The sequence below is a fragment of the Campylobacter sp. TTU_617 genome (assembly GCF_016599045.1).
Taxonomy (GTDB): domain Bacteria; phylum Campylobacterota; class Campylobacteria; order Campylobacterales; family Campylobacteraceae; genus Campylobacter_D.
The window spans coordinates 18644-28327 of sequence record NZ_JAENKV010000016.1; the positions used below are offsets into that span (position 1 = coordinate 18644).

Sequence of the window (9684 nt, forward strand, 5' to 3'; positions counted from 1 at the left end):
TAATTTATCTAAGGTAAAATAATTTTTGAAAGGCAAAAATGAAAAAATATATTCTAAATTCTGAAATTATTAAAGATATAAATTTAGGAATGGATATTTGGGAAAACATTTTCTCTAATAAAGAATGGGGAAAATATCCTAGTGAAAACTTGATCCGTTTTATTGCAAGAAATTTTTACAATGTTAAAGATAGAAATAAAATTAATATTTTAGAATTAGGGCTTGGAACAGGTGCTAATCTTTGGTTTTGTGCAAGAGAAGGTTTTAGTGTCAGTGGTATAGAATGGAGTAAAACAGGAGTTGAACGTTTTAAAAAACGTTTAGAAGATGAAAATTTGAGCAAACAAATCAAAGAAATTAAAATAGGTGATTATGCCCAAAAGCTTGATGAATTTGAAAATGAAAGTTTTGATGCTTGGATTGATAGCTATTCTTTGGCTTATAACGATTTTGAAAAAACCAAAGATATTATTGAAAAGGCGGTTTCAAAGTTGAAAGTCGGGGGTAAATTCTTTTCTATTACTCCTAGTTTTAATAATGAAGGTTTTTACGAGGATACAAATTTAGCTTATCATACTTGTTTTCCATCTTCTGGAAGTGACGCTTTTACTGGAAATATTAGATATTGCGATGAATTAGATATAGAAAAGCTTTATAATGGAAAAAATTACAAAGTTATTAAAGTTCAAATTTACTCTTTAAAAGAAGAGGGAAAAATAAAAAATGAACTTTTTGTTATAGAGGGCGAGAGATATGAATGATTCAAATTTCTGGGAAAACATTTTCTCTAATAAAGAATGGGGAAAATATCCTAGTGAAAACTTGATCCGTTTTATTGCAAGAAATTTTTACAATGTTAAAGATAGAAATAAAATTAATATTTTAGAATTAGGGCTTGGAACAGGTGCTAATCTTTGGTTTTGTGCAAGAGAAGGTTTTAGTGTCAGTGGTATAGAATGGAGTAAAACAGGAGTTGAACGTTTTAAAAAACGTTTAGAAGATGAAAATTTGAGCAAACAAATCAAAGAAATTAAAATAGGTGATTATGCCCAAAAGCTTGATGAATTTGAAAATGAAAGTTTTGATGCAATTATTGATATAGTTTCTTTGTGTTGCAATGATTTTGAAAAAACTAAAGATATTTTTGATAAAGCTATATCAAAATTAAAGCCTTGTGGCAAATTTCTTTCTATGACTTTGGCCACTGGGCTTTTTGGCTATGAAAAAGAAAAAGGTTTGGAGCAAATTCCAGAATATGGTATTTATAAAGGCAATGGAAAGCTTCGTTTTAGTACTTTAAATGAAATTAAGAAGCTTTATAAACATAAGAATTTTAAAAGAACAAATTTAAGCATTCTTACTTTAGAAGATGTTTTAGAAGATAAAGTGACAAAAGTTATTGATAAAATTTTTATTATCGAAGGCGAGAAGTACTCTAACGGGGGGGGGGATTTAAATCTTTTAAAGAGGAATGGAAGATGAGCAAGATAAGCCTTGAAGCTTATCTTGCTTCCAACCTTAACACTCTTAGCTTTAAAGATGATATCTATTTTAGTTTTAATTATGCAAAATTATATGGAAATGTTTTTGAATTTGAATATAAAAAAGATGGATTTATCTTTAAAACTTTAGGCATTAAACAAGAAATTTTAAATTCAGGCTTTTTTGATTTACAAAGTCCTTATGGATACAATGGAATTTATACTAATACCAAAAATGAGGATTTTCTAAATGAAGCCTTTGAAATTTTAAAGCAAAAAGCTTTAAAAGAAAAGATTATTGCTTTTTTTATACGCTTTCATCCTTTTGATGAGTATATTAATGCTTATAAAAATAATTTAGATTTTATAAGTAAAAATAAAAAAATTATTATAGTTCCTACCGAGTGTGATATTTCAACTATACGCAAAAATTATAATCCTCGTATTAAAGCTTATGTGAAAAAAGCAAGAGAAAATTTAAAAATAGATTTTATTAAAATAAATGAAAATGAAGATTTTAAAATACTTTATGAAAAAACAATGCAAAGAAATGATGCAGAGAATTTTTATTTTTTTGATCAAAAATATTTTGATAAATTATATAATTTTAAAGAATATATTGTCTTAAAGGCAAGTTTAAATGAAGAAATTATAGCTTTTGCTTCTTTTTTTCTTTGTAAAGATTTTTCTTATTATCATTTAAGTGCTAATTCTTTAAAGGCCAATGCTAATGCCGCACTTTTAGATTTTTTCTTTGAGTATGCAAATAAAAAAGGTTCTAAATTTTGCATTTTAGGAGGTGGTGTTGAGGACGATGATACGCTTTTTGATTATAAACAAAAATTTTCTACAGTTGAATCTTATTTTTATATAGGTGGAATTATTTTTGATGCGCCACATTATGAATATTTTTGCCAAAATTCCAAGAGTAAAAAATTCTTAAAATATCGTTTCATTAACGATTCCCCCCCCCCATTAACCCATTTATCTTATGATTATATTTTTTAAATAAAATCAAGGATTATTATGATTTATTGCGATTATTGCGTAATGCCAAACACAAGACCAGGGATTAAATTTTTTAAAGATGATAAGGGTAAAAATATCTGTTCTGCTTGTATCAATCATAAAAATAAAGAAAAGATTGATTATAAAAAAAGATTTAAAGAATTAGAGGAATTATGCGATAAATATCGCAGAATGAATGGAAAATTTGAGTATGATTGTGCTATTGCTGTAAGTGGGGGCAAGGATTCTCACTTTCAAGTGCATATTATGAAAGAAAAACTAGGAATGAATCCTATTTTATTTAGCGTTGAGGATAATTTTACTAGCACTAAAGCTGGAAGAAAAAATTTAAGAAATTTAAGTGAAACTTTTGGTTGTCATATCATTAGCTTAAAGCCTGATTTAAAAACCCAAAGAAAAATTACTTTAAAAACTTTTGAAAAATATGGAAAACCAACGTGGTTTATTGATAGGCTTATTTATACTTATCCTTTTGCTATGGCTTTAAAATTTAATACTCCTTTGCTAGTTTATGGCGAAAATGTAAGTTATGAGTATGGGGGGGGGTATGACCTAGAAACTCCTAGTGCTAGAGATATTTTTTTAAATGGAGTAGCACAAGATTTAGACTTAAATGAATTTATAGATGATGAAATCAAAGAAGAGAATATCCAACTTTTTTTTAGTCCCAATGAAAAAGATCTTGCTAAATTAGATCCTATTTATCTTAGTTATTTTATTAAATGGAATTCTTATTCAAATTATATTTTTGCAAAGAGTAGGGGATTTACAGATTTACAAAATGAATGGGATAGGACTCATTGTATTGAAAATTTCGATCAAATTGATAGTATAGGTTATATTATCCATGCTTGGATGAAATATCCAAAATTTGGGCACGCTATGGCTAGCGATTATGCATCTAGACTTATAAGATATGGACTTTTAGATAGAGAAAAGGCTATTAAAATTGTTAAAGAAAGAGATCATAAGTTAGATGATAGATGTATTGAAGATTTTTGTTCTTTTGTTGGCATTAATAAGGATCATTTTTACCGTATTATTGAAAAGCATTATAATATGGACTTGTTTTATAAAAATGAATTTGGAGAATTTAAACTTAAAAATGAAATTTCTTAAATAAATTATATTGGTAAATAAGAAATTTGACTTAAAAATTTAAGCATTTTTAAAGCAAATTTAAAGTTAAAAATAAAATAAGAGCGAATTTTTGTTACAATATATAGTAAATATTATTTTAAAATATTAAAAAAGATAAATTAAATCTTATAATAAGTTTGATTTTTAAATATTATTTCTATATATAATTATTATAAGATTCAATTTAACTTTAATAGTAAAGGTAAATAATGAAAAAAACTCTTATCATTGCAGAAGCAGGAGTAAATCATAACGGAGATTTAAATCTGGCTAAAAAAATGATAGAGGTTGCAGCAGAATGTGGAGCTGATTTTGTAAAATTTCAAACCTTTAAAAGTAAAAATTGCGTAAGCATTAATGCAAAAAAAGCTAAATATCAACTTCAAACAACTAATCAAGATGAAAGTCAATTTGAAATGATAAAAAAATTAGAACTTGATTTAAAAGCACATCAAATTCTTATCGCTTATGCTAAAGCTTGTAATATTTCTTTTCTTTCAACTCCTTTTGATTTAGAAAGTATAGAGCTTTTACATTGTTTAGGGCTTGAAATTTTTAAAATTCCAAGCGGAGAAATTACTAATCTTCCTTATCTTAAAGCCATTGCAAGATTAAATAAGAAAATTATACTCTCAACAGGAATGGCAAATTTAGGTGAAATTGAAGCTTGTTTAGATGTGCTTTGCAAAAATGGCCAAAAAAGAAGCAATATCACTTTAATGCATTGCACAACAGAATATCCTGCTCCCTTTAATGAAATCAATTTAAAGGTTATACAAACTTTAAAAAATGCTTTTAATTTAAATATAGGATATTCAGATCATACTAAAGGTATAAGTGTAGCTTTAGGAGCCGTAGCTTTAGGAGCTTGTGTAATTGAAAAACATTTTACTTTAGATAAAACGATGAATGGTCCTGATCACAAAGCAAGTTTAGAACCAAATGAGCTTAAATTTATGTGTCAAAGCATAAGAGAGCTTGAGTTAGCTTTAGGCAGTGGTATTAAAAAAGCAAGTAAGAGTGAAAAGAAAAATATAAATATAGCAAGAAAAAGTCTTGTAGCAAAAAAAGCCATTAAAAAAGGTGAGAAATTCAATGAAGAAAATTTAACCACAAAGCGTCCAGGAAATGGAATTTGTGCAATGAGATATGATGAATTTTTAGGAAAAATTGCTCAAAAAAATTATAAAGAAGATGAATTAATTCGTGAGTAAAAGAAAAATCTGCATAATTAGCGCAACAAGAGCTGAATGGTATTTGCTTAAAAATTTATGTTTAGAAATAAAAAATGATAAAGATTTAGCATTACAAATCATAGCAACAGGAGCACATTTAAGTAAAGATTTTGGTCTAACTTATAAAGAAATAGAAAAAGATTTTAAAATAGATAAAAAAATTCCCATTTTATCTTCAAATGATGATAAATTAAATCTTTGTAAAAGCATGGCTTTAGTATTTGAAGGTTTTTCTAAGGCGTTTGAAAGTTTAAAACCCGATATAGTAGTAATTTTAGGAGATCGTTATGAAATGTTGGCAGTTACTAGTGTTTGCCTTTTAATGCACATTCCTATTGCTCATCTTTGTGGTGGAGAACTTACTTTAGGAGCTATTGATGATAGCATAAGACATAGCATAACTAAAATGGCTCATCTTCATTTTGTAAGCACAAAAGAATATCAAAATAGGGTTTTACAATTAGGAGAAAATAAAAATTTTGTTTTTAATGTAGGCTCTTTGGGTGGATTTAATGTTAAAAATACGAACTTTTTAAGTAAAAAAGAACTTGAAAAAGAACTTGATTTTAAATTCGATGAAAATATTTATTTAATCACTTATCATCCTGAAACTTTAAATTTAGAACAAACTAAAAATAATATTGAAATATTACTTGATAATTTAATCAAGCTTAAAAAAGCAAGTTTGATTTTTACTAAAGCAAATGCTGATGAAAATGGACTTTTGATTAATAATTTTTTAGCGGAGTTTTGCAAGAAATATCCTAAAAAAGCAAAACTCTTTGATAATCTTGGAGTTGAAAAGTATTTAAGCTTAATGAAAATTTCAAAAGCCATAATAGGAAATTCATCTAGTGGTGTCATAGAAAGTCCTTTTTTAAGAACAGCTTGTATAAATATAGGAGATCGTCAAAAAGGAAGGATAAAAAGTGAAAATATTATTGATACAAATATGAAAGATTTGCAAAAAGCTTTTCAAAAATTAGAAACTAAAAAATTTAAAGAAATTTTAAAAAGTTTTAATAATCCTTTTGAGAATAAAATAAAAAATCCTAATAAATTCATTAAAACAAAGCTTAAAAATATAAAATTAGATACAATTTTAAATAAAAAATTTACGGATATGTTATGGATATCAAAAAATTAAAATTAAATCCCAATTCTAGTATAAAAGAAGCTTTAAATATAGTTGGCAAAGAAAGAGTAAGACTTGGTATTGTAGTAGATCAAAAAGATAAATTTTTAGGAGTTATTAGTGATTCTGATATTAGAAAAGCTTTGATTAATGGAAAAATGATTTATGATTGTATAGAAGATATTTATACTAAAAATCCTATCATAATAAAAGAAAATACAAGTAAAGCTGAACTTTTAGAACTTTCTTCAAAAACAGATATCTATGATTTTCCTGTTATCAATGAAAAAGGTGAAATAATTTCCATAAGATCTATTTCTTCACTTTTAGCCAAAACTAAACTTCCAAACTATGTGATTTTAATGGCTGGAGGACTTGGAACAAGACTTAAAGAGCTTACAAAGCACACCCCAAAGCCTATGCTAAAAGTGGGAAAAAAACCTATTTTAGAGAGCATTGTTTCAAGACTTTCTTTGCAAAACTTTGAGAATTTTATTTTTTGTGTAAATTATAAAAAACAAATTATAGAAAATTATTTTAAAGATGGCACAGATTTTGGGGTTAAAATTTCCTATATTAAAGAAAAGAAAAAATTAGGGACAGCAGGGGCTTTAAGTTTGATTGAAGAGCCTTTAAAAGAAAGTTTTATTGTAATGAATGCAGATATTTTAACCGAACTTGATTTTTTAGAATTTTTAAAAGCCCATAAAAAAAGTAAGGCTTTAATGAGTGTATGTGTGAGAGAATTTGAACAAAGCATACCTTATGGAGTTATAAAAGAACAAAATGGTTTTATAAAAAATATACAAGAAAAACCAACTATGAAATTTTTAGTTAGTGCTGGAATTTATGCGCTAAAACCTGAAGTTTTAAATTTTTTAAATAAAAATGAGTATTTAGATATGCCTGATTTGATAAAAATCTTAATGCAAAAAAATGAAAAAATCAATACTTTTTTATTGCGTGATTATTGGATTGACATAGGTAGAATTGAAGAATTTGCAAGAGCAAATGAGGATTTTAGGTGAAAGCTTTAATTATAGGCTTTGGGAGTATTGGAAAAAAACATTTTTTAGCCCTTAAAAATTTAGGTTTTGATATTTCTTTGCTTTCTTTTAGTGCTTGTAAAAAAGATGTTAAAGAGACAAAACTTTATAATTCTTGGGATGAGCTTTCTTTAATGGAATTTGATCTTTTTATTATTGCTAATATCACAACTTTACATTTAGAGACTTTAAAAAAAATTGATACTTTTGTTAAAGATAAGATTATATTAGTTGAAAAACCTTTATTTGAAAAATTTATTCCTTTTCAAAGCAATAAAAATAAAATTTTCATTGCTTATCTTTTAAGATTTAATCCTTTAATTAAAGCTTTAAAAGAAATTTTGCAAGTTGAAAAACCTTATTTTGTAGAATTGAGTTGTCATTCTTATTTGCCTAATTGGCGTGATATAGATTATAGGGAAAACTATAGTGCAAAAAAAGAACTAGGAGGTGGAGTTTTACTTGATCTTTCTCACGAAATCGATTTAGCTTTTTTTCTTTTTGGAAAATTAAAACTTTTATATAGCGAGAATTTAAAGCTTTCAGAACTTGAGATTGATAGTGATGATTTTGCTTTTTTATCATTGAAAAATTCTAAAGATTTAAAAATTCATATTAAGCTTGATTATTTTTCTAAGCTTACTCAAAGAAAAATTATTATTCATACTCCAAAAAAAAGTTATGAAGCCGATTTAATCCAAGGTATTTTAAAAATTTATAATGAGGATAAAAGCATTAAAACACAAATTTATAAAAGCGATACTATTTTAACTTTAGAATCAATGCATAAAGCTATATTAAATAATGATAAAAATTTATGTTCTTTAGATGAGGCTTTAGATGTGTTAAAAATTTGCGATGAGGTTAAAAATGGCTGAAATTTTATGCACAATTTGTGCAAGAGGTGGTTCTAAGGGAGTTTTAAATAAAAATATTAAAAAAATTAATAATCTTGAAATGATTGCTTATAGTATTATACAAGCAAGAAATTCAAAGCTTTTTAAACATATAGTTATAAGTACAGATAGTGATGAGATAGCAAATGTCGCATTAAAATACAAAGCTGAAGTTTTTTTTAAAAGAGAAGCACATCTTGCAAGTGATAATGCACCAAAAATTCCTGTGATGCGTGATGCACTTTTAAGAAGTGAGAAATATTTTGGTATAAAATTTGATATTTTAGTAGATTTAGATGCCTCAGCTCCTCTTAGAACAAGTAAAGATATAAAAAAAGCTTATGAATTATTTGTAAAAGAAAATAAAGAAGTTTTAATTACCGCAACACCAGCAAGGCGTAATCCTTATTTTAATTTAATAGAGCTTGACAATGATGAAGTTAAAAGATCAAAACAAGGTTTTTTTACAACACGCCAAAGTGCGCCAAAATGTTTTGATATGAATGCAAGTATTTATATGTTTAAACGTGAAAGAATACTAAAGAGTGATGATTTATTTGGAAAACAAACTTCTCTTTATATTATGGAAGAAAATACAGCTTTTGATGTAGATAGTGAGCTTGATTTTAAAATAGTTGAATTTTTAATTAAAGAAAGAAATTTAAAACCAGAGGAATTTTAATGCTTGAAGAAAAGATTATTTTTGTTGTAGGAGCTTGTGGGCGTATAGGAAAAGAGCTTTGTAGGGCTATTTTAAAAAATAAAGGCATTGCAGTTTTAGCAGATATCAATGAGGAGTGTTTAAAAGATTTAAAAGAAAAATTAAACAAAGAATTTAATCAAGAACTTTTAAGCATTAAGCTTGATATCACTTCTAAAGAAAGTCTTAATGAAGCTATTTTAAAAACTAAACAAAAATATCAAAAAATCGATGCTTTTGTTAATTCTTCTTATCCTTGTGGAAAAAATTGGGGAAAAACACCTTATTATGAATTGAGCTATGAAGAGCTTTGTGAAAATTTAAATTTACATCTTGGCGGTTTTATTTTGGCTGCTCAAGAATTTGTAAAATATTTTAAAAAGCAAGGCTATGGAAATATTGTTAATCTTAGCTCTATTATGGGTGTATATGCTCCTAAATTTGAAAATTATAAAAATACTAGTATGCAAAGTTCGCTTGAATATAGTGTTATTAAAGCAGGAATTAATCATTTGGGTGTATGGCTTGCTAAAGAACTTTTTAATACTAATATCCGTGTTAATACCTTAGCAGCGGGTGGAATTTTAGATAATCAACCACAGATTTTTTTGGACGCTTATAGAAAGTGTTGTGCGAGTAAAGGAATGCTAGAAGCAAGTGATTTATGCGGAACTTTGGTATTTTTACTTAGTGATGCAAGTAAATTTATCACTGGGCAAACTTTAGTAGTTAGTGATGGATGGGGACTTTAATGTTTTTAAAAGAACTCTTTGATAAAAATTTAAATTCTTTAAAAGATATTGCCTTAAAAGATGCTTTAAGCAAAATAAAAATTAATACAAAATATCAACTCATCAAATCAGAAGATAATATTAATATTAATTTAAAAGATAGAAGCACCAATGCTTTACTCTACCAAAACCCTCTTACTGAACTAAACTCTATGTTAAACACTTATAATGATAAATACTTCTTATATCCTGTTCTTTATTTTTATGGTTTTGGAAATGGTATTTTATTTA

General features: G+C 26.4%; 10 protein-coding genes and 1 pseudogene. All 11 read left to right on the forward strand.

The features are described from left to right. Positions 1 to 38 precede the first annotated feature (38 nt). Positions 39 to 761: a class I SAM-dependent methyltransferase gene (locus GQV94_RS06680; RefSeq protein WP_200170280.1), complete on the forward strand. Its 723-nt coding sequence runs from the start codon at positions 39 to 41 to the stop codon at positions 759 to 761. Beyond that, entirely contained in the window at positions 754 to 1482 is a 729-nt protein-coding gene (locus GQV94_RS06685) for a class I SAM-dependent methyltransferase (RefSeq protein ID WP_200170281.1), read from the forward strand. The genes GQV94_RS06680 and GQV94_RS06685 overlap by 8 nt, the downstream gene beginning before the upstream one ends. Further along, positions 1479 to 2489 (forward strand): hypothetical protein, encoded by a 1011-nt coding sequence (locus tag GQV94_RS06690; RefSeq protein WP_200170283.1) that lies wholly within the window; start codon positions 1479 to 1481, stop codon positions 2487 to 2489. Before GQV94_RS06685 ends, GQV94_RS06690 begins: the two co-directional genes overlap by 4 nt. Positions 2490 to 2507: 18 nt before the next feature. Continuing rightward, on the forward strand, positions 2508 to 3629 hold the full coding sequence (locus GQV94_RS06695) for an N-acetyl sugar amidotransferase (RefSeq protein ID WP_200170284.1): 1122 nt from the start codon (positions 2508 to 2510) through the stop codon (positions 3627 to 3629). Positions 3630 to 3859: 230 nt separating this feature from the next. After that, positions 3860 to 4864 carry an N-acetylneuraminate synthase gene (gene neuB, locus GQV94_RS06700; protein WP_200170285.1) on the forward strand — a complete coding sequence of 335 codons (1005 nt, stop codon included), beginning with the start codon at positions 3860 to 3862 and terminating at the stop codon, positions 4862 to 4864. Continuing rightward, positions 4857 to 6032 (forward strand): UDP-N-acetylglucosamine 2-epimerase, encoded by a 1176-nt coding sequence (neuC, locus tag GQV94_RS06705; RefSeq protein WP_200170286.1) that lies wholly within the window; start codon positions 4857 to 4859, stop codon positions 6030 to 6032. Before neuB ends, neuC begins: the two co-directional genes overlap by 8 nt. After that, positions 6014 to 7048, forward strand: a complete 1035-nt coding sequence (locus GQV94_RS06710; RefSeq protein WP_200170287.1) for a nucleotidyltransferase family protein — start codon at positions 6014 to 6016, stop codon at positions 7046 to 7048. The genes neuC and GQV94_RS06710 overlap by 19 nt, the downstream gene beginning before the upstream one ends. After that, the gene (locus tag GQV94_RS06715; protein ID WP_200170288.1) at positions 7045 to 7944 is read left to right on the forward strand and encodes a Gfo/Idh/MocA family protein; all 900 of its coding nucleotides are present in this window, start codon (positions 7045 to 7047) and stop codon (positions 7942 to 7944) included. Before GQV94_RS06710 ends, GQV94_RS06715 begins: the two co-directional genes overlap by 4 nt. After that, positions 7937 to 8644, forward strand: coding sequence for an acylneuraminate cytidylyltransferase family protein (locus tag GQV94_RS06720; protein ID WP_200170289.1), 708 nt, complete (start codon positions 7937 to 7939; stop codon positions 8642 to 8644). The genes GQV94_RS06715 and GQV94_RS06720 overlap by 8 nt, the downstream gene beginning before the upstream one ends. Then, on the forward strand, positions 8644 to 9414 hold the full coding sequence (ptmA, locus tag GQV94_RS06725) for a flagellin modification protein PtmA (protein ID WP_200170290.1): 771 nt from the start codon (positions 8644 to 8646) through the stop codon (positions 9412 to 9414). Before GQV94_RS06720 ends, ptmA begins: the two co-directional genes overlap by 1 nt. Continuing rightward, positions 9402 to 9684, forward strand: a pseudogene (locus GQV94_RS06730) (DUF115 domain-containing protein); the annotation flags it as partial. The gene ptmA and the pseudogene GQV94_RS06730, both read left to right, overlap by 13 nt.